This is a genomic window from Micromonospora sp. WMMD998, from assembly GCF_029581235.1.
GTDB lineage: Bacteria > Actinomycetota > Actinomycetes > Mycobacteriales > Micromonosporaceae > Micromonospora.
Genome location: NZ_CP120740.1, coordinates 2,526,791 through 2,547,010, shown reverse-complemented (window position 1 = coordinate 2,547,010; position 20,220 = coordinate 2,526,791). Strand labels below are relative to the sequence as shown.

Annotated in this window: 14 protein-coding genes; 3 read left to right on the top strand and 11 right to left on the bottom strand. The window is 75.0% G+C overall.

The annotated features are described in order from the left end of the window. Positions 1 to 190 precede the first annotated feature (190 nt). Together O7619_RS12050 and O7619_RS12045 are read right to left on the bottom strand one after the other, a co-directional pair. Complete coding sequence (locus O7619_RS12050) at positions 191 to 1,348, bottom strand: HAMP domain-containing sensor histidine kinase (RefSeq protein ID WP_282287689.1); 1,158 nt, start codon at positions 1,346 to 1,348, stop codon at positions 191 to 193. Next, positions 1,345 to 2,010, bottom strand: a complete 666-nt coding sequence (locus tag O7619_RS12045) for a response regulator transcription factor (RefSeq protein WP_282287688.1) — start codon at positions 2,008 to 2,010, stop codon at positions 1,345 to 1,347. The genes O7619_RS12050 and O7619_RS12045 overlap by 4 nt, the downstream gene beginning before the upstream one ends. A 160-nt stretch (positions 2,011 to 2,170) precedes the next feature. Here O7619_RS12045 and O7619_RS12040 point away from each other — a divergent pair, with 160 nt between their 5' ends. Continuing rightward, positions 2,171 to 3,403 (top strand): C39 family peptidase, encoded by a 1,233-nt coding sequence (locus O7619_RS12040; protein ID WP_282287687.1) that lies wholly within the window; start codon positions 2,171 to 2,173, stop codon positions 3,401 to 3,403. On the opposite strand, the gene O7619_RS12035 is transcribed toward O7619_RS12040, so the two are convergent. Both O7619_RS12035 and O7619_RS12030 read right to left on the bottom strand, forming a co-directional pair. Continuing rightward, positions 3,404 to 4,693, bottom strand: coding sequence for a PQQ-binding-like beta-propeller repeat protein (locus tag O7619_RS12035; RefSeq protein ID WP_282287686.1), 1,290 nt, complete (start codon positions 4,691 to 4,693; stop codon positions 3,404 to 3,406). It abuts the gene before it with no gap. Beyond that, complete coding sequence (locus O7619_RS12030; protein ID WP_282287685.1) at positions 4,690 to 5,946, bottom strand: PQQ-binding-like beta-propeller repeat protein; 1,257 nt, start codon at positions 5,944 to 5,946, stop codon at positions 4,690 to 4,692. Before O7619_RS12030 ends, O7619_RS12035 begins: the two co-directional genes overlap by 4 nt. Positions 5,947 to 6,038: 92 nt before the next feature. Between O7619_RS12030 and O7619_RS12025 the strand changes: the two genes are divergently transcribed. Then, positions 6,039 to 7,829, top strand: coding sequence for a hypothetical protein (locus O7619_RS12025; RefSeq protein WP_282288794.1), 1,791 nt, complete (start codon positions 6,039 to 6,041; stop codon positions 7,827 to 7,829). A gap of 91 nt (positions 7,830 to 7,920) precedes the next feature. On the opposite strand, the gene O7619_RS12020 is transcribed toward O7619_RS12025, so the two are convergent. Next, positions 7,921 to 9,708, bottom strand: coding sequence for a hypothetical protein (locus tag O7619_RS12020; protein WP_348774361.1), 1,788 nt, complete (start codon positions 9,706 to 9,708; stop codon positions 7,921 to 7,923). Continuing rightward, complete coding sequence (locus O7619_RS12015) at positions 9,666 to 11,486, bottom strand: hypothetical protein (protein WP_282288793.1); 1,821 nt, start codon at positions 11,484 to 11,486, stop codon at positions 9,666 to 9,668. The genes O7619_RS12020 and O7619_RS12015 overlap by 43 nt, the downstream gene beginning before the upstream one ends. Positions 11,487 to 11,771: 285 nt before the next feature. Between O7619_RS12015 and O7619_RS12010 the strand changes: the two genes are divergently transcribed. After that, the gene (locus O7619_RS12010; RefSeq protein ID WP_282287683.1) at positions 11,772 to 12,965 is read left to right on the top strand and encodes a hypothetical protein; all 1,194 of its coding nucleotides are present in this window, start codon (positions 11,772 to 11,774) and stop codon (positions 12,963 to 12,965) included. Between the two features lie 86 nt (positions 12,966 to 13,051). Here O7619_RS12010 and O7619_RS12005 read toward each other — a convergent pair whose 3' ends face one another. The 5 genes from O7619_RS12005 to O7619_RS11985 form a co-directional block, all read right to left on the bottom strand. Further along, positions 13,052 to 13,540: an N-acetyltransferase gene (locus O7619_RS12005; RefSeq protein WP_282287682.1), complete on the bottom strand. Its 489-nt coding sequence runs from the start codon at positions 13,538 to 13,540 to the stop codon at positions 13,052 to 13,054. A 161-nt stretch (positions 13,541 to 13,701) separates the two neighbouring features. Next, positions 13,702 to 15,648, bottom strand: a complete 1,947-nt coding sequence (gene dxs / locus O7619_RS12000; protein WP_282287681.1) for a 1-deoxy-D-xylulose-5-phosphate synthase — start codon at positions 15,646 to 15,648, stop codon at positions 13,702 to 13,704. 48 nt (positions 15,649 to 15,696) lie between these two features. Continuing rightward, complete coding sequence (locus O7619_RS11995) at positions 15,697 to 16,839, bottom strand: anhydro-N-acetylmuramic acid kinase (RefSeq protein WP_282287680.1); 1,143 nt, start codon at positions 16,837 to 16,839, stop codon at positions 15,697 to 15,699. A 63-nt stretch (positions 16,840 to 16,902) separates the two neighbouring features. Then, positions 16,903 to 18,138 (bottom strand): TRAM domain-containing protein, encoded by a 1,236-nt coding sequence (locus O7619_RS11990; protein WP_282287657.1) that lies wholly within the window; start codon positions 18,136 to 18,138, stop codon positions 16,903 to 16,905. Next, complete coding sequence (locus O7619_RS11985; protein WP_282287655.1) at positions 18,135 to 20,180, bottom strand: APC family permease; 2,046 nt, start codon at positions 20,178 to 20,180, stop codon at positions 18,135 to 18,137. The genes O7619_RS11990 and O7619_RS11985 overlap by 4 nt, the downstream gene beginning before the upstream one ends. Positions 20,181 to 20,220: the final 40 nt, after the last annotated feature.

Sequence of the window (20,220 nt, the reverse complement as noted above, 5' to 3'; positions counted from 1 at the left end):
ATCGTCGGTGAGGCGTGTCGCACCGCTCACCCTGAGCCACGGCCGCATCGCCGTCCAGCGTGCGGCAAGCTTTCTGACCGACCACCGTGCCGCCACGCCCGACCACCCGCCGCGACCAGCCGGGACAGCCGGGTCGGGCCGCACGATCAGGTGGGGGCGGGTGTACGCCCGGGCGGGCGCGGATCGGCGGTCAGGTGGCCGCCGGCGGGTCGGCCGACGGGAGGGTGACCGTCACCTCCAGGCCGCCGCCGGGCTGGGCGACCGCCTTCACCGTGCCGCCGTGCGCGTCGCAGACCGCCCGCACGATCGACAGGCCGAGGCCGGAGCCACGCGCCCCGGTGCGTTCCTGCCCGCCGCGCCGGAACGGCTCGAACAGCCCGGGCACCTCGGCCGGCGCGACCTCGAAGCCGGTGTTCCCCACCACCAGCCAGGACCGCTGCCCGTCGGTGCCGGTGCGCACCCACATCCGGCCGTGCAGGTGGTTGTAGCGGACCGCGTTCTCCACCAGGTTGCCGGCCAGCCGGTCGAGCAGCCCCGGGTCGCCGACCACGGGCGCCGGACGCAACGAGGTGTGCACCTTCAGGCCGATCCGCTCCACCTCCCGGGACACCGCGGAGAGCGCGTTGGCGGTGCCCACGGCGAGGTCGCTCTCGGCGCGGCGGGCCAGCCGCCGGCCGGTCTGCGCCTCGCTGCGGGCCAGCACCAGCAGCGCGTCGACCAGGCCGTTGGCCCGCTCGGACGCCTCCCGCACCACGCCGGCCATCCGCCGGTACTCGGCGAGGTCCGCGTCGTCGTCGCTGAGCGTCACGTCGATTTCGGTACGCATCACCGCGAGCGGCGTCCGCAGTTCGTGCGAGGCGTTCGCGACGAACCGTTTCTGCGCCTCGAACGCGGCGGCGATCCGGTCCAGCATCGCGTCGAACGTCTCGGCCAGCTCGGCCACCTCGTCGTCCGCGCCGGACCAGCCGATCCGCTCGTCCAGGGTCGCCTCGCCGAGCCGGCGGGCGGTGGCGGTGACCTGGTGCAGCGGGCGCAGCGCGCGGCCGGCCACCAGGTACGCCCCGGCCACCCCGACGACGCTTATCGCCAGCAGCGCCAGCAGCCCCTTGAGCAGCAGTTCCCGCGAGGCGGCGTCGACGAGTTGCCGCTGCCACTGCCCGGCGTCGAGGGTCCGGCCGTCGGTGAGCACCACCGTGGTGCCGGGCAGCAGCTCGTCGGTGGGGCGCAGCGCGTCCCGGACCAGCAGCCAGGCCAGCAGCACCAGGATCGCCCCGGCGCCGACCAGGAGCACGCCGTTGAGCAGGGTCAGCCGCAACCGCAGCGTCGGGCGTACCTTCCGGGCCGTCACTGGCCGAACTCGATCCGGTAGCCCGCGCCGACCACCGTGTCGATGAGGGGCGGGTCGCCGAGCTTCTTGCGCAGCGTCATCACGGTGACCCGGACGATCGTGGTGAACGGGTCGGTGTTGGCGTCCCAGACCCGTTCCAGCAGCTCCTCGCTCGACACCACCGCGCCGCGCGCCCGGAGCAGCTCGGCGAGCACGCCGAACTCCTTGTTGGTCAGGTCGAGCGGCGCGCCGCCCCGGGTCACCACCCGGCGGGCCGGGTCGAGTTCCAGGTCGGCCACCGACAGCACCGGCGGCGCGGCCGGGGTGGCCCGCCGCCCCAGCGCCTGCACCCGGGCCACCAGCTCGTCGAAGGCGAACGGCTTGGCCAGGTAGTCGTCGGCGCCGAGCTGCAACCCCTCGACCCGGTCGGCGACCGTGCCGCTCGCGGTCAGCATCAGCACCCGGGTCAGCGCGCCGGAGGCGGCCAGGTCGGCGCAGATCTGGTCGCCGTGCACGCCGGGCAGGTCTCGGTCCAGGACCACCACGTCGTAGCGGGTGACGAACGCCGCCTCGTGCCCGGCGTTCCCGTCGTAGGCGACGTCCACCGCCATGCCGCGCTTGCGCAGCCCGCGCGCGATCGCGTCGGCGAGGTTGCGCTCGTCCTCGACCACAAGTACCCGCATCCCGGCCTCCCACCTGGTGACCATCCACAACCTAGTGCCGGGGGCCAAACCGGCCGGCACCCGCCGCCGTTGCAGAAAACCTTCGGGTACGCGATGCTCGCCGGCAGCGACCGACAACCGCCTCCGGCCGGCGGCCGGGCCCGAGCGCAGGGGAGCCCCGATGGCAGTCGTCGACCCGTGGCGGGACGTCGCGTACCGCCGCTTCCGGTTCCCGGCGGACCGCGGCCTGGGGCGGGCCGACGGGCTCGGCGCCGGGCCGGCCGGGCTGGCGCCGGACGCGGCGGCGGGCCGACCGACGCACACCGGCCCGTGCTCCGGGAGCTGGACCTCCCCGGTCACGCCGGTCGGCTTCGCCGCCACCGAGCTGGTGCCCTCCTGGACCGCCGACACGCCGTCCGGCTCCTGGCTCCGGGTGGAGCTGCGGGGCTGGGACGCCGGTGCCGCCACCACAAGCTGGTACGACCTGGGGCACTGGGCGGCCGACGACGGCACGGTGCGTCGCTCGTCGGTGCCCGGGCAGTCCGACGGGCGGGCCCGGGTCGCCGCGGACACGCTGCGGGTGACGGGTGCGACGGTGACCGGCTGGCAGGTCCGGGTGACGCTGTTCCGCCGGCCCGACGCGCCGGCCCGCCCCACGCTGCGCACCATCGGCGTGGTCGCCTCCGCCGACCCCGCCCCCTCCGCCGAGCCCGGGGCCGCGCCCTGTCCCGAGCCCGAGCGCCGGCCCGAGCCCGACGCGGCCGGGCGGGCCGCGGGCGCGCCGGCCGGGTGCGGCGGGGCGCGGGGACGGGTCCTCGACGTGCCGCGCTACGCGCAGCGGCCGCACGCCGGCGGGGAGACCCGCTGGGGTGGCGGCGGCGACTCCTGGTGCAGCCCCACCTGCGTGTCGATGGTGCTCGACTTCTGGGGTGCCGGACCCGCCCCGCACCGGTACGCCTGGGTCGACCCGCCCGGCCCCCGACCGGCCGTGGTGCACGCCGCCCGGCACTGCTACGACCACGGGTACGCCGGCGCCGGAAACTGGCCGTTCAACACCGCGTACGCGGCGACGCACGGGGTGGACGCGTTCGTCACCCGGCTGCGCTCGCTGGCCGAGGCGGAACGCTTCGTGGCCGCCGGCATCCCGCTCGTCGTCTCGGCGGCGTTCACCCGCGGGCAGGTGCCCGGGCTGGACTACGACACCGCCGGGCACCTCGTCGTGCTGGCCGGCTTCACCGGCGACGGCGACCCGGTGCTCAACGACCCGTACGCCGCCGACGACGAGCGGGTCCGCCGGACCGTGGCCCGCGCGCCGTTCGAGGCGGCCTGGCAGGCCGGCAGCGGAGGGATCGCGTACGTGCTGCGGCCGGAGTCGGTGCCGCTGCCCCCGGCGCCCGCCCAGGCCAACTGGTGATCACCGGTCGGCCGGCCAGATCGCCAACCCGCCCGCCGGGTCGAGGCAGACGAGGACCGCGCCCGGGTCGACGCACTCGTCCCAGGAGCCGGGCAGCACCGCCCGGATCCGGACGTCCCCCGCCAGCACGTCGAGCGCGCCGACAAGAGTCCGGTCGCCACTGAGGTGACGCACCCCGAGCAGTCCCCCGGGCTCGCCGTCGGTGCCGGTGAGGCGCCAGCGCCCCAGCCGGGCGAGCACCCGGCCGGTCCTCGGGTCGAGCACCCACCGGTGCTGTTCCAGCCCGACGCCGGGCGTGGCCGCGATCAGCCGGCCGCCGAACGGGAACACCCCGGACCAGCGCTCGTCCACCCAGCCGGGCCGCCCGGTGGCCGGATCGAGAGCCCGCGCGCCGCCGATCTGGTCGCGCAGGCAGACCATGCCGGCGCAGTCGGTGAACCGGAGCCCGGCGCGCGGCTGCACCGGCACGGTCCACCTGGCGTCCAGCCGGTCCAGCCCGTACGCGGTGACCGTGCCCGGCCCGCCCTCGACAAGCAGCAGGCCGGCCACCACCTGGGCGTACCGGTAGGAGACGCGGTCCGGCGCGGGCGGCACCCGGCCGGTGAGCACCGGCGCCCCCGAGTCCGCGTCGTGCACGGTCACCCGGCCGTCCGGGGTGACGAGCACGACCTGCGTCACGCCCCGGTCGTCCGTCCGGTAGGCCACCCCCTGGGTGGGCAGCGGCAGCGACCAACGCGCCGCCCCGGTCACCGGGTCGACGGCGAGCATGCTGCCGTCGCCGGCCGCGCGGGGGTTCTCGAACAGCAGCCCGCCGGACGCGGTGCGGACCGGGTAGCCGGACTGCTGCCAGCGCGCCGCGCCGGTCGCCGGGTCGAGCAGCGTGGAGCGCGTGTCCCCGGCCCCGGCCGGGCTGCTCGTCACCAGCAGCCCGTCGCCCATGACGGCCAACCCGAGCACGTGGTCGCCGGCCGGCAGCGCGAACCGCCACAACTGCGCCCCGTCGGACAGCCGGCGCCCGGTGACCACCCGGCCGTCGCGGCCGACCGTGCCCGGCCCGTCGGCCACCATCAACCGGCCGGCAAGCGTAACGAAGACGGCACCCTGCGGCGCGGGCACCCGGACCGGGACCGGCCGGCGCGGTGGCGCGGACGCGCCGGCCGCCGTGAGCAGCACCAGGCAGCCGAGCGCCACCGCGCGGGCCGCCCGACCGGGTGGCCGCCGGGGCGGCGCGGGCACCTCGTCGTCGTCCTCCCCGTGCCGCATCTCGCCCAGCTCGATCACCGGGGTCACGGCAGCCGCCGCAGCAGGAAGTCTCCCCCGGAGTCCCGGCAGACCAGCAGCGTCCGCCCGGCGGTGCAGTCGGTGCCGGTCAGCACGTCCCGAGGCACGGGCGGGCCGCCCGACAGATCCGGCTCGGCGAGCAGCAGCCGGCCGCCGCCCAACGGCCGGGTGAGAAGAAGCCTGTCGTCGGCCTCACTCTGACCGAGCACCCCCCACCCGCCGAGGTCGGCGACCAGCCGCCCGTCCGCCTCGGCCAGCACCGCCAGCCGCGCGCCGCCGGCGTCCTCGGCGCCGACCAGCAGGCGACCGGCCTCGGCCCGGAGCACGCCCGTCCACCGCTCGACGGTCCACCGCACCGCGCCGGTGACCGGGTCGAGCGCCCACAACCCGCCGGTCGACCGGCCGGCGCAGAGCAGCGCGCCACACCGTTCCAGGGCGCCGACCAACGGCAACGTCGCGGTCCAGAGCGGCCGGAGCGTGTCCAGCTCGTACGCGTCGACGGCGTCACCCGCCTCCCGGATCTCCACCAGCAGCCCGGCGACGGCGGTCATCCGTCGCCGGGCCGGCGGCTGACCCGGGCGCAGGTCACGCGCGGCCAGCCGGGCGCCGGTCACCGCGTCCAGCACCACGGTCTCGCCGGCCGTCGACCGGAGCAGAAGTCGCTCCACCCCGGACGGGCCGTAACTGACCTGCACGTCCGCGCCCGTCGGCGCGGTCCAGCGGGTGTCTCCGTCGGTCACCGCCAGCCCGCGAACCGTCTGCGACGCCGACCCGCCGGCCGGGAACAGCAGCAGCCCGTCACCGGCCGGGACGGCGATCCCCGGTTGTCGCCAGCGCGGCGCTCCGGTGCCGGCGTCCAGGGCCACCGTCTCCCATTCCTGGTCGTCGCCGGTGCGCACGGCGGCCAGCACCCGGCCATCCGCCTGCCACACCGACATGACGTCGCCGATGCCGGGCAACGGGGTGCGCCACAGCTCCCGGCCCACCCGGTACGCGACGAGTTCCCGCTCGGCGTCCGGCCATCCGTGCGGGGGTCGCACCACGTACACCCGGTCACCGGAGACGAACGCGGTGGACCCGGGTCCGCCGGGGATCGTGCCCACCGCGGACCGGGTCCACGGCGCTCCCGCGGCGAGCGTCACGAGCGCCACCAGCAGCACCAACGCGGTGCGGAACGGCCGGCCCACGGCACGCGGCGGACGCCCCGCCGGACCGGACGCCGGGGCCTCGTCACGCAGCTCACCCAGATCGATGACGGTCACGACCACCCCTTCCCCGCGCCGCCGGACCGCCGCCCGGCCGTAACCGGACCGATGCCGGGCCGCCTGTACGATGGCCCGTCGTGGCCGTGCCGGTGGTGGACCCCTCGTTGAACTCCTCGTCCGTCGAGATGGACGCCGTCGTGGCGGATCCGCCGCGCCGGTCCCGTCGCCGGCCGGCCCGCGCCGACGTGCTGGCCATCGGAGCCTATGCGTTGCTCGGCGTTCTCGTCTGCCTCAACTACTGGGGCGACGTGCAGCACCGGGTGTCGTCGCACCTGCCGACCGACCACAGTTGGTTCGAGTGGCTGTTCGCACACGGCGCGTACTCGGTGCGTCACCTGGAGAATCCCCTGTTCACCGCCCGGCAGAACGCGCCGGACGGGGTGAACATGATGGCGAACACCTCACTGCTCGGGGTGACGCTGCCGCTGGCGCCGCTGACCATGCTGCTCGGCCCGCAGGTGATGTACGCGCTCTACCTCGGCGCGGCGTTGTCCGCCACCGCCGCCACGTCCTACTGGACGCTCTCCCGGCACCTGGTCCGCTCCCGGGGGGCGGCGTTCGTCGGGGGCGCGTTCCTCGGCTTCGCCCCCGGCATCGTGCATCACGCCAACGGGCAGCCGAACTTCGTGTCCAACTTCCTGCTGCCGCTGATCGTGTCCCGGGTGTTGCGCCTCGGCGAGCCGGGCCGCTGGCGGCGCAACGGGGTGGCGCTCGGGTTGCTGGTGGCGTACCAGATCTTCATCAACGAGGAGATGCTGCTGCTCACCGCGCTCGCGTGCCTGGTCGTGGTGGCGGCGTACGCGGTGCAGCGGCCACGCGCGGCGCGGGAGCGGGCCGGCACGTTCCTGGCCGCGGTCGGGGTCGGCGGCGGGGTGGCGCTGCTGCTCGTCGCGTACCCGATCTGGTTCCAGTTCAACGGCCCGCAGTCCTACCGGGGGTTGCAGGGCGGGGTCTTCCACAACTGGGGCGAGGACCTGATGGCCTTCGTCACGTTCCCCCGGGACAGCGTCGCCGGGAACGAGGCGGTGGAGAAGACGATCGGGCTGACCGAGCAGAACACCTGGTTCGGCTGGCCGCTGGTGCTGGTCGGGCTGGTCGCGCTGGCGCTGCTGGTCCGCCGGTCGGTGCCGGCCCGGATCCTGGCCGTGCTCGTGGTCCTGTTCACGATCGCCTCGATCGGGCCGGTGGTGCGCTTCGACGGCGCGGAGACCGACGTGGCCGGGCCGTGGGCGTACGTGCCGGACGACCTGCCGCTCGTCGAGATGATGATGCCGACCCGGTTGAGTCTGGTGGTGGTCGCCGCGGTCGGCGTGCTGCTGGCCCTGGCCTGGGACGCGCTGTCCCGCACCGGCCGGCGGCCGGCGGTGCGCCTGGTCGGGTACGCCGCGGTCGTGGCCGCCCTGCTGCCGCTGTTCCCGCGCCCGCTGCCGGCGCAGCACATCGACCCGCCGCCGCACTTCATCACCGCCGGTGGCTGGCGGCCGTACGTGCCGGCGGGCCGGACGCTGGTGCCGGTGCCCATCCCGAGCAACGTGCACGGGTTGCCGACGTTGCGCTGGAGCGCGCTGACCGGGCAGGAGTTCCCGATCCCGGCCGGTTACTTCATCGGCCCCAACGACCTGGGCGAAGGGGTCTTCGGCGCGCCGAACCGCCCGACCAGCACGCTGATCTACTCCACCATGGACGCGAACCAGGTCCCGGAGATCACCCCGGAGAACCGCCGGCAGGCCGTCGAGGACCTGCGCTTCTGGCGGGCGTCGGTGGTGGTGCTCGGCCCGAACCCGCGCGAGGCGGTGCTGCGCGACCTGATGACCGCGCTGCTGGGCCCCCCGCAGCGGGTCGACGACGTCTGGCTGTGGGACGTCCGCGACCGGGTGTAAGGCGGGGGCCCCGCTTAACGTTTTCGGTAGAGGAAGGGGCCCCGCTTAACACGAGGTGTTAAGCGGGGCCCCTTCCTAACACCCGAGCCGGTCAGCCGAGCAGGGGACGGACGTCCCACAGGTGTCCGCCGGCGACGTCCCGACCGGGGCCGAGCAGGGCGTCGAGCGTGGCGCGCACCGGGTCGCCCGCTGTCGAGTCGGCCTGCACCAGCGCCGCCGCCCGCCAGTGCCGCAGGTCCGCCACGGCCTGCCGGCGTTCCACGTCGCCGATCGCCGGCACCTGACCGGTCTCCGCGGCCCGGCGCAGCAGCCGCGAGGTGGGCCGGTCCGGCGCGCCCCACCGGGCCGTCGGGTCGGTGGCCGAGCGCGGGCCGATGAAGTAGCCGCCCGGCGCGTCGAAGGCCAGCCGGGTGCGCGCCGACCAGAACATGGCCGGGCTCTTCGCCGCGCCGGTGACCGGCGGGACCGGCACGAGCGTCCGGCCCGGCGGGACGTACGCCTGCCAGCCGCCGCCGGCCACGACCGCCGGGACCGGCGGCACCGGCACGGTGCGGATCGGGGTCGGGGTCAGCGGCAGCAGCGCGACGGCGACCGCGCCGGCCCACGGCGCCCAGCGGCGGACGTCGCCGCCGGAGACCCGGTCCAGGGCCAGCGCCAGCAGCGCCCCGAGCACCGGTGCGCAGACGAGCGCGAACCGCGCCGGCACCACCAGGTCGAGCAGCGGCACGTCGGCGAGCAGCCGGTACGGGCCGGGCAGCCCGGTGTCGCGCCGGTTCACCACGACGGTGGCGCCGAGCGACAGCGACGCGAACAGCAGCCCGCACGCGGCGAGCGCGCGCACCAGCGGTCGCCGCCACAGCCGCACCACCACGAGCAGCGCCAGCAGCGGCAGGATCGGCCCGAAGAACGAGTTCTGCTCGGTGGGGTTCGGCGAGAGCAGTCCGGCGTGGTGACCGTCCCCGGCGACGGTCTGCCGGGCGGCGGCGGTGAACGAGGCCAGGTCCAGCCGGTAGCCGACGGTGTGGAACGGCATCCCGGTGTAGTGGCCGGGCCCGAAGAACTGGAACCACAGCGGGTACGCCAGCAGCACGCCGGCGACGAGCGCGCCGAGTCCGGCCCGGCGCGCCACCGCGGGGGCCAGCCGGCGCGCGGCGGGCCGGTCGGCGAGCGCGTACGCCCCGGCCAGCACCCCGGCGGCGAGGGCCGTGAAGACAAGCACCTCCTCCCCGAGGAACACCTGGTACGCGACCACGAGCCCGAGCAGCACGCCGTCGCGGCGGACCCGGTCGGTGGCCGGGCGGAACAGCAGCGCGAGGATCACCGGCACCAGGAACTGGGCGGCCATGTGCAGGTGCGCCCCGGCCTGCGCCACCATGCCGGGGGCGAAGCCGCAGCAGAGCCCGCCCACCGCGGCGGCGGCCCGGGAGCGGACCAGCCGGCGGGCCAGCAGCGCGTACCAGGCGGTGGCGGTGCCGGCGAGGCTGAGCGCCACGGCGACCAGGAACGCCGCCTGGGAGCCGAACGCCACGGTGACCGGGGTGAGCGGCACGCCCAGCCCGAGCACCGACGTGTTGGCCATGAGGTTCACCCCGTCCGGGGCGTTGAGCGCGGCGCTGTGCAGCGGGTTCCCGCCGTCGGTGACCGTGCGTGCGGCCCGGGCGAGCATCCACTCGAACAGCATCTGGTCGCCGGCCTGGTGGAACAGCCGCTCCGGCCGGCGCCACTGGTCGGCGGTGAGCAGCACGGCCAGTGCGAGGTAGCCGGCCACCACGAGCGCGTCGACCGGCCGGGGCCGCCACCGGCGCGGGGGCGTGGCCTCGGGGCGGTCCGCCGCGGTCAGGTGGACCGGTCGGTCAGTGTCCGTACGTCCCACACCCACACGTCCAACTCCTGCCGGCCGGGTCCGACGAGTTGCTCCACGGTGCGGCGCAGCGGCTCGGCGTTCTGCTCGTCCAGCGGTAGCACCACCACGGCCGCGTTCCAGTGCCGCAGCTCGTCCAGGAAGCGGCGGCGCTGCCGGTCGTCCAACTTCGGCGTACGCCCGGTGGACGCCACGTCGGCCAGCAGCTCGCCGATGCCGCTGCGCCGGCCGCCGAAGCGCCCCGGGTCGCCGGTGACGCCGTTGCGCGGGGCGAGGAAGTAGCCGCCGGGGATCTTGAAGTCGAGGTCGGTGCTTGCCGCCCACCGCATCGGGTCGGTGTTGCCCATCGCCGGCACCGGCACGGACACGAGCGTCTGGTCCGGGCCGACGTACTGCCGCCACCGGCCGGCGGTGATGAAATCCGGCACCGGCGGTCGGGTGGTCACCCGCAGCGGCATCGGCGCGATCGGCAGCAACGCGAAGACCAGGCCCGCGGCGGTCAACGTCCGGGCCGTGCGCCGCTCCACGCCGTGCAACACCCAGGCCCGACGCACCGCGTACGCCAGCAGCACGGCGACCGTCACGCTGGTGATCAGACCGAACCGGGTCGGCACCACGGCGTCGAGCAGCGGCAGCCGCACCAGCAGGTCCCACGGCCCGGCGACCAGGTCCCGGTCCCACCAGGAGATCCGCTCACCGAGGGAGAGCACGGCGAAGAACAGCCCGGTGGCGGCGAGCGCCCGGACCATCACGTCCCGGCGCAGCCAGATGACGATGCCCACGGCGAGCAGCGACAGGCTCCAGCCGAAGAAGGCGTTCTCCTCGGAGTAGTTCGGCGCGAGGTTGACGTTGGCCCGCTCGTTGCCGCCGAACGTGGGCGACCCGGGGGCGAAGAACGCGGCGATGTCGTTGCCGTAGTCGCGGACCGCGTCGCTGAGCCCGTGGTACGCCATCGGCCCGGCGAACTGCACCCAGAGCGGGTACGCCAGCAGCGCGCCGGCCAGCACCGCGCAGACCGCCAGCCCGACGCCGAGCGGTCGGCGGGCGACCGCCCACCGCTCGCGCTGCTGCACCAGCACGGCGAGCAGGAACACGCCCAGCGCCATCGCGGTGAAGAGCAGGATCTCCTCGTTGATGAACGCCTGCACCGTGACCAGCAGGGCGAGCAGCGCGCCGTCGCGTACCGGGCGGGTCGACCGGGTCAGCACCAGCACCCGCCAGGTGATGAACGGCAGCAGGAACTGGCTGATGATGTTCGGGTGCCAGTTGGCGTGCGACAGCATCGCCGGGGAGAAGCCGCAGAACCACGCGCCGACCGCGGCGGCCGGGCGGTGCCGGACCAGGTGCCGGGAGAGCACCCGGTACCACGCCGCGGCGGTGCCGGCGAGGCCGAGCGTGACGAGCGTGACGAAGGAGACCGCCGGTCCGAACAGGAGGGTCACCGGCACCATCGGGATGCCGAGCGCCAGGATGGCGGTGTTCGCCATCAGGTTGACCCCGTCGGGATAGTTGAACTGCTCGGTGTAGAACGGGAACTCGCCGTGCAGCACCACCCGCACCGAGTGGGCCAGGAAGAACTGCACCTGCGCCGGGTCGCTGCTGTAGAGCGCGGCCACCCGGCCGGCCGGGTCGACCCAGATGCCGCTCGTCACCCAGATCGCGGCGAGCAGGAATCCGGCGTACACGACGAGGTCGATGCGGCGGCGCGTCCACCGCCACCGCCACCGGGGTCGCGCCGCCGGGGCGGCGTCCACGGTGGCCGGGGCGGCGTCCTCGGCGGCCGGCACGGCGGGCACGGTGGCCGGGGCGGCGGGGGTCGGCGAGGGTTCGGGCCGGGTGACCCGTGGTGAGTCCTCGGTGACGGATCGAGAGCCCGTCGAGGCGTCGGCGGCCGGCGTCGAGGCGCGGGTCTCGGCAGGCGTCACAGTCGGCGGAGTCTACCGGAGCCGGATATTGATACCCGAATCGCGCGTCACGTTCCGCGACGGCCACTCGGCCCAACAGGTGAGCCGGGCGCGGCCGAAAGACCGACCGTCTCGTACCATGTGGGCTTCCGACCGACGACCGGCGAGGGGATCAGTGTGGCTTCAGCCCGCCGAGGCACGGTGACGGGCACCGCGCTGGCCGCCCTGGTGCTGGTCACGGCCGGTTGCGGCCCGGTCGCGGAACGACGGTCAGCGGACCTGCGGGTCGGCTACGACAGCCTGGACGGCGCGCTCCCGGTCTGGCCGCCGCGCGGCAGCCTGGCCCGCGACGAGGCCGTGACCGCGGCGATCACCGACGCGGTACGGGACTGGCGCTCCCCGGTGGACGACCGCGTCCATCTGCCCTCGTCCGGGATCCTCTTCTCCGGCCGCGTCGGTGACGCCCCGCTGGCGCTCGTGGCCGCGGACGTGCCCGGCGAGGCCGCCTCCTGGCTGCTGCAACTCGACCGGGACGGGCAGCGGTGGCGGGTGGCGCACGCCACCGAGTACACCGACCCCGGCTACCTGGTCTACTCCGACGTGTTGCCGGTGCGGCAGCCCACCGGCCGGCGCTATCTCACCTCCGCCCGGGTGGAGCGCCTGCTCGGCCCCGACGGCGGCGCGGTGGCCAGCACCGACGGGGTCACCGAGCCGGTCGCCGTGCCGGCCTGCCAGGCCGTCGAGCTGACCGCGACGCTGCGGCCCACCCCGTCGCTGCCGCGCGGCCGGGCCGCCGACCGCGTCCTCGACCTGGGTACGGCCATCGAGGCGCCCCGCTATCCGCTGGTACGCGACGAGACCGGCGCCGGCAGGCGCGCCCTGACCGGCCTGGACACCTGCGTCCTGGCCGGCGAGCGGGGGCCCTTCGGCAGCCTGCCGCGCCGCATCGGCGACCGCGAGGCGCCCCGCTCCGCGCCCGAGTCCTGGCCGATGGCGAAGATCGCCACCCGGTCGCTCGGCGAGGCGGCGCTCGGCGGCGGCGAGCCGGGCGAGTTGGAGCAGCTCACCTGGGAAACGGCCACCGGCACCATGACCGCCGTGCTCTACCGCCCGGCCGGCGACGGCGCCCCGGTGGTCTCCCCCGCCGACCGGTCCACCACGCTCCAGGCATACCACCTGCCGGTGCCGGGACAGCCGCTCGCGGTGCTGACCTGGCGGACCCGGGACGCCTCCTTCGCCGCCCCGCCCGGCACCACCCGCCTGGTCGACCGTCCGGGCCTGGTGGTGGTCGAGCAGACCGACCGCAAACAGACCTTCAGCCTGGCCGGCACCGAAAAAACCTGGTATCGCTCCCTGACTCCCCCACCCTGACCCCGCCCACCCCACCCCCCACCCCGATCCCGCTGCGGTGATCATGAAGTTGTTGTCGCGACACGCCGATGCCGCCGACAACAACTTCATGATCGCCGGCCACAGTCGATGGACGGCAGGGGGCCGGGCCGGGAGGTGTCGTCGGGGTGCCAACCGTGTCGGGTGTAGAAGGCGCGGGCACGGGCGTTGCGCTCCCACACCTCCAGCACGCCCACGGACAGTTCTTCGACCTTCAGGTGGCACAGGAACAGGCCGTGCAACGTGCTGCCGATGCCTCGGCCCCAGCAGTCCGGGTCGACGTGGATCTGGTAGAGCTGGGCGGCGTCCACCTCCGACGAGTGCGGCGGCCCCATGGCCAGGACGCCGACCAGGCGACCGTCCACGACGACACACCGGACGTGCTTGTGCGGCGCGCCGATGGCCACCGCCCAACCGTCCCGCTGCTCCCGGGCCAGCTCCGGATTGACGATCTCCTCAGCCGGCAGCCCGCCCGCGCCGTAGTAGGCGATCCGGGCCCGGGTGTGCAGGTCGACGATGCGGTCCAGGTCGGCCGGCGTGGCCTCACGCACGTCCATGGCGCACCCCTCCATGATCCACTCCACGTCGCCGAGGTGGCGGCATCCCGGCCACCTCGATGCCGCCACTCCGGTGAACTGGCGGCGCCCGCAGCCGATGACCCGAAAAAGCCCTCGGGCGGCCCCGCGACAGCGGGACCGCCCGAGCACCGTGACCGGGATCAGTTCTGCGCGGCGGCCCCGTCGGTGGCCGGGTCGACCGGGGCGGCGTCCAGGCCGGAGATCCAGCCGGTGACGTCGCGGGCCACGTCCTGCGCGGTCAGCCCCAGGTCGGCGAGGATCTGCGCGCGGGTGCCGTGCGGGTGCCAGTCGGCCGGTACGCCCAGGTCGCGCACCGGCACGCGGACGTCGGCGTCGCGCATCGCCTGGGCCAGCGCGGAGCCGACGCCGCCGACCCGGACGCCGTCCTCGACGGTGACCACGAGGCGGTGCCCGGCGGCCAGCTCGACCAGCTCGGCCGGGATCGGGCGGACCCAGCGCGGGTCGACCACGGTGACGCCGTAGCCCTGCTCGGCGACCCGGGCGGCGACCTCCATGCCGAGGCCGGCGAAGGAGCCGACCGCGACCAGCAGCACGTCGGTACGCGCGGACTCGGCGAGCACGTCGACCGGGCCGACCCGGCGCACGGCCGGCAGGTCGGCGGCGACGGTGCCGCTCGGGAAGCGCAGGATGGTCGGGCCGTCGTCGACGGCGATCGCCTCGCGCAACTCCTCGCGCACCGTGGCCGAGTCGCGGGGCGCGGCGATCCGCAGGCCCGGCACCACGCCGAAGACCGACATGTCCCAGATGCCGTAGTGGCTGGGCCCGTCCGGGCCGGTGATGCCGGCGCGGTCCAGCACGAACGTCACCGGCAGCTTGTGCATCGCCACGTCCAGCAGGACCTGGTCGAAGGCGCGGTTGAGGAACGTGGCGTAGACCGCGACCACCGGGTGCAGGCCACCCATGGCCAGGCCGGCGGCGGAGGTGGCCGCGTGCTGCTCGGCGATGCCCACGTCGTAGACCCGCTCCGGATACTTGCGGGCCAGCGTGGCGATGCCGGTGGGCCCGGCCATGGCGGCGGTGATGCCGACCACGTCGGGGCGCTCGTCGGCGATCCGGACCAGTTCGTCGGCGAAGACATGGGTCCACTTCACCGACGGCGCGGCGACCAGTTGGCCGGTCTCGACGTCGAAGGCGCCGCCGGGCCCGTGCAGGCAGTCGGCCTCGTCGTCCTCGGCGGGACGGTAGCCGTAGCCCTTGCGGGTGACCGCGTGCACGATCACCGGGCCGCCGAAGTTCTTCGCCGCGCGCAACGCCGCCTCGACCGCGGGCACGTCGTGGCCGTCGACAGGGCCCACGTACTTGATGCCGAGGTCCTCGAACATGGCCTGCGGGGCGACCGCGTCCTTGATGCCCTTCTTGACCGCGTGCAGCACCTCGAACATCGGCTTGCCGACGAACGGGGTGTTGCCCAGCGCGTCCTTGACGGTGTCGAGCACCTTCTCGTAGCCGGGGTTGAGCCGCAGCGACGACAGGTGGTCGGCGAGACCGCCGATGGTCGGCGAGTAGGACCGGCCGTTGTCGTTGACCACGATGACCAACGGGTTGCCGGCGGTGGCGATGTTGTTCAACGCCTCCCAGCACATGCCGCCGGTGAGCGCGCCGTCGCCGACCACGGCCACCACGGACCGCTTCTCGCCGCGCAGCGCGTACGCCTTGGCCAGGCCGTCGGCGTAGGACAGCGCGGTGGAGGCGTGCGAGTTCTCAATCAGGTCGTGCTCGCTCTCCGCCTGGTTGGGGTAGCCGGAGAGGCCACCGCGCTGGCGGAGCTTGTCGAAGCCCTCCTGCCGGCCGGTGAGGATCTTGTGTACGTACGCCTGGTGGCCGGTGTCGAAGAGGAGCCGGTCGCGCGGGGAGTCGAACACCCGGTGCATGGCCAGCGTCAACTCGACGACGCCCAGGTTGGGGCCGATGTGCCCGCCGGTGCGGGAGACCTTCGCGATCAGGAAGTCACGGATCTCGGCGGCGAGGATGTCCAGCTGCTCGGCGGTCATCCGCTTCACGTCCTGCGGGCCACCGACGGTGTCCAGCAGCCGACCGTGGTTGGCCGTGCCCTCTTCAACACTCATGACCGGAGAGTCTATCGGCCGTGGCACAGTCCGCAGCCGAGCCGTGGCTCAGGACGCCACCACCAGCCGGTGCGGCGGCGTCGGCCGGGGCGCGGCGAACGGCGGCCCGGACGGGGTCCAGGAGCCGAGCACGGCGGCCCGGGACGCGCCGGTCACCGACGGCACCGCCCCGGGCAGCCCGTGCCAGCTCAGCCAGCCCAGCAGCGCGAACGCGTACGCCTCCTTGGCCTGGGCCGGCACGCCCAGCTCGTCGGTGACGCGCAGCCGCCAGCGACCCGCACCGAGCGCGGCCAGCCGCGTCCGGAGTGTGGGATTCCGCACTCCGCCGCCGGCGGCCACCACCTCGGTGACCCGGTGCCGGTCGCAGGCGTCGGCGACCGTGCGGGCGGTCAGCTCGGTGAGCGTGGCCAGCACGTCGTCGGCGGCCACCGGCTCACCGAGGGCGGCCAGCGCGGCGTCCAGGTAGCCGCCGTGGAACAGCTCCTTGCCGGTCGACTTGGGCGGCGGGGCGGCGTAGTAGGGCTCGGCGAGCAGCCGGGCCAGCAGCGCCACGTGCACCCGGCCGGCGGCGGCCCGCGCCCCGTCGACGTCGCAGGGCCGGCCCAGGAAACGCCGGGCGGCGGCGTCCAGCAGCGCGTTGGCCGGGCCCACGTCGTACCCGAGGACCGGCGCTCCGGGCGCGACCACGGTGAGGTTCGCGATCCCGCCGAGGTTCAGCGCGGCCCGCGGGGCGGTGCCGGCGTCCAGCAGCAGCGCGTCGAACGCCGGGACCAGCGGCGCGCCCTGGCCGCCGGCCGCCACGTCCGCGGAGCGCAGGTCGTGCAGCACCGGTACGCCCACCCGCGCGGCCACCCGGGCCGGCGCGCCGAGTTGGAGGGTGCCGCGCGCCCGGCCGCCCTCGACCCAGTGGAAGACGGTCTGCCCGGGCGAGACGACCGCGTCGGCCGCGCCCCCGGCCAGCTCGACGCCGACGGCCGCCGCGTCGGCGAACACCTCGCCGAGGCGGTTGTCCAGCCGGCAGACCGCCTCGATCGTGGTCGCCGCCGGCGGCAGCAGCGCCTCGATCTCGCCCCGCAGCTCATCCGGGTAGGCCAGCTCCCGGTGCCCGAGCGCCCGCAACCGCAGCGTCTCCCCGTCGAGGGTGAACTCCCCCGCGACAACGTCCACGCCGTCGTACGACGTCCCCGACATCAACCCCACGATGCGCAAGGAGGGGCCCCCTTTTAACGTTTCCGGTAGAGGAAGGGCCCCTTCTTAACACGCCGGGGGCAGGAACAGGCCGACCAGTTCGACGTGCTGGGTCATCGGGAACAGGTCGAACCCGCGCAACTCGGCCAGCCGCCAGCCCGCCTCGGCGAACGTGCGCACGTCCCGGGCGAACGCGGCCGGGTCGCAGGCCACGTACGCCACCGCGCGCGGCCCGGCGGCCACCACGCCGCGCACCACCGCCGCGCCCGCGCCGGAGCGCGGCGGGTCGAGCACCACCAGGTCCACCGGGCCGGTGATCCGGCGGCGGGCCAGCGCGGTCTCCACCCGCGCCGCCACCACCTCGACGCCGGCCAGGTCGGCCAGGTTCGTCCGGGCCGCGGCCACCCCGTCCGGGGCCGACTCGACCACCGTCAGCCGGGCCCCGTCGACCCGGCCGGCGAGCGCGGCGGCGAACAGCCCGGCCCCGCCGTACAGATCCCAGGCGGTCTCGCCGGGCCGCGGGTCGAGCAGGTCGAGAACGGCGCCGGCCAGGGCGTCCGCGGCGGCCGGGTGCACCTGCCAGAAGCCGGACGCGGGCAGCGTGAACGACCGCCCGGCCGCCGTCTCCCGGACCCGCTCCGGCCCGCGCACGGCGGAGGCGACCCCCTCGGCGTACGCGACGACGGCGACGTCCCCGCCGCTGCTGGCGACCGCCTCCACGGCGTCGGCGTCCGGCCAGCGCGCCCCGGTGGGCGGCAGCACCGACAGTTCCTGGATCGCCGGGTGGGCGATCAGGCAGCGGTCGATCGGCACCACCTCGTGCGAGCGGTGCTTGAGCAGCCCGGCCCGGCCGGCGGCGTCGACCGCGTAACGGACCCGGGAGCGCCAGCCCAGCGGCCCGCCGGGCAACGCCTCGACCCGGACGCCGAGCGCGTCCACCGCCGCGTCGGTGAGGCCGCCGAGCCGGGTGAGCTGCTCGCGCACCACCGCGACCTTCCAGTCGAGCTGGGCGGCCGGGGCGACGTGCTGCAGGTCGCAGCCGCCGCAGGCGCCCGGCCGGGCGTACGGGCAGGGCGGGGTGACCCGGTCCGGCGCGGCGGTGACGATCTCCACCGCGTCGGCCCGGGCGAAGCCCCGGTGCAGCTCGGTCACCTCGGCCACCACCCGCTCGCCGGGCAGCGCGTGCCGGACGAAGACCACCTGGCCGCCGACCCGGGCCACGCAGTGCCCGCCCGGGGCGACCGCGTCGACGGTCAGCTCGACCCGCTCGGCCTCCTCCAGCCCGGGACGCACGCCGCTCATGACCGGCCCTCCTCGCCGGGAGGCGTGGCGTCGACCGGCGGCGGCAGGGTGCTCTGCGGCACGACCCGGGGGCCGCGGGCCGGGCCACGGCTGAGCGTGGCGTCGAGGCGGTCCAGGTTCTTGCTGGCGGTGGACGCGAGCTGCCACGGCACGCTTGTCACCATCACCCCGGGCTCGAACAGCAGCCGGCCCTTGAGCCGCAGCGCGCTCTGGTTGTGCAGCAGGTTCTCCCACCAGCGGCCCACCACGTACTCGGGGATGAAGACGGTGACCACGTCGCGCGGTGAGTCACGGCGGACCGAGGCGACGAAGTTGAGGATCGGCCGGGTGATCTCCCGGTACGGGGAGTCGATCACGGTCAGCGGCACCGGCAGCTCCCGCCGCTCCCAGTCGGCCTGGAGGTCCCGGGTGTCCTGCTCGTCCACGTTGACGGTGACCGCGGTGAGCGTGTCCGGCCGGGTGGCCCGGGCGTACGCGACGGCCCGCAGCGTGGGCTTGTGCAGCTTGCTGACCAGCACGATGGCGTGGTTACGGGCGGGCAGCACGGCCCGCTGCTCGGTCGGCTCCAGCTCGGCGCCGATCCGGTCGTAGTGGCGGCGGATGCCGAGCATGACCACGTACATCATCGCCATGGCGACGATCGCGATCCAGGCGCCGAGCAGGAACTTGGTGACCAACACGATGATCAGCACCACACCGGTCATGGCCATGCCGAACGTGTTGATCGCCCGGGAGCGGACCATCCGCCGCCGCGCCTCCGGGTCGCGTTCGGTGCGCAGGTGGCGGTTCCAGTGCCGGATCATGCCGGCCTGGGAGAGCGTGAACGAGACGAACACGCCGACGATGTAGAGCTGGATCAGCCGGGTCACCTCGGCCTGGAAGCCGACGATCAGCACCACCGCGGAGACCGCGAGGAAGACGATGCCGTTGGAGAACGCCAGCCGGTCGCCCCGGGTGTGCAGTTGGCGGGGCAGGTAGCGGTCCTGCGCCAGGATCGAGCCGAGCACCGGGAAACCGTTGAACGCGGTGTTCGCGGCCAGGAACAGGATCAGCGCGGTCATCCCGGCGACCACGTAGAGCAGCACCGAGCCGCCGCCGAACACGGTCTCGCCGAGTTGCACCGTCACCGTCTTCTGCACGTACCCGTCCGGGCCGGCGACGATCTGGCTGGGGCTCTCGACGAACTGCAGGCCGGTCCGGCGGGCCAGCAGGATGATGCCGACAAGCATGGCGACCGCGATGCCGCCGAGCAGCAGCAGCGTGGTCGCCGCGTTCTTCGACTTCGGCGACTTGAACGCCGGCACGCCGTTGGAGATCGCCTCCACGCCGGTGAGCGCGGCGCAGCCCGAGGAGAACGTGCGCAGCAGCAGGAAGATCAGCGCGAACCCGGTCACGCTGTGCTCGGCGTGGATCTCCAGGCCGGCGCTCGGGGCACGCAGGTCGTCGCCGAGCACGAAGATCCGGACCGCGCCGGTCAGCAGCATGCCGCCGATGACGATGACGAAGCCGTAGGTGGGGATGGCGAACGCGGTGCCCGACTCGCGCAGGCCGCGCAGGTTGATCGCGGTGAGCAGCACCACCGCGCTGACCGCGATGAGCACCTTGTGGGTGGCCACGAACGGCACCACCGAGCCGAGGTTGGCCACCCCGGAGGCGACCGACACCGCCACCGTGAGCACGTAGTCGACGAGCAGCGCGCTGGCCACCGCGAGGCCGGCCCGCGGCCCCAGGTTGACGGTGGCGACCTCGTAGTCGCCGCCGCCGGAGGGGTAGGCGTGCACGTTCTGCCGGTAGCTGGCCACCACGGTGAGCATCACCACGACGACGGCGAGGGCGACCCACGGCGAGAAGATGAACGCCGAGGCGCCGGCGATGGAGAGCGTCAACAGGATCTCGTCCGGCGCGTACGCCACGGACGACAGCGCGTCGGAGGCGAAGACCGGCAGCGCGATGCGTTTCGGCAGCAACGTGTGCTGGAGGCGGTCGGACCGGAACGGTCGACCGAGGAGGAGTCGCTTCAGCAGCGAGGTGGGGCTGGCCACAACCGACAAGCGTACGGCCACCGTGTGCGGGACGGTGGGG